Source organism: Paraburkholderia sp. SIMBA_054 (genome assembly GCF_046534875.1).
Classification (GTDB): Bacteria; Pseudomonadota; Gammaproteobacteria; order Burkholderiales; family Burkholderiaceae; genus Paraburkholderia; species Paraburkholderia hospita.
In genome coordinates this window covers 1-381 of sequence record NZ_JAWRXV010000320.1, presented here as the reverse complement: position 1 = coordinate 381, position 381 = coordinate 1, and the positions used below count along the sequence as shown (strand labels likewise).

The 381-nt window shown below is 59.3% G+C and carries 1 protein-coding gene; it reads right to left on the bottom strand.

What is annotated here, in order from left to right; genetic code table 11:
• A partial coding sequence (locus tag SB822_RS55295; protein ID WP_410858872.1) for an LptF/LptG family permease occupies nt 1-381 on the bottom strand: 381 nt, incomplete at both ends.

Sequence of the window (381 nt, the reverse complement as noted above, 5' to 3'; positions counted from 1 at the left end):
GCCCTGGGGTTGCCGCCGTTAGCGGCGCAGGCCAGGTGTTGAGCGTGCCGATATGCGAGAACAGCGTGTTGAACAACTGGAAGCTCATGCCGAGCATGATCCCGCCGAACACCTTCATGCCGACCACGCCGGCCCGCGTATGCAGATATGCGAATGGCAGCGACAGCACCAGCATGACGAACACGGCAAACGGATACAGCACCTTGCGCCACAGCGCGATCTCGTAACGCTGCGTGTCCTGATGATTCTCGGTCAGATGCTGGATGTAGCGGAACAGATTGAACATCGACATGCGATCCGGCGACACGAGCAGCACCGAGAGAATCTGCGGCGTAAGCTCTGAGCGCAACGAATATTCGGGCAGCGCAACCTGCTTTGCAC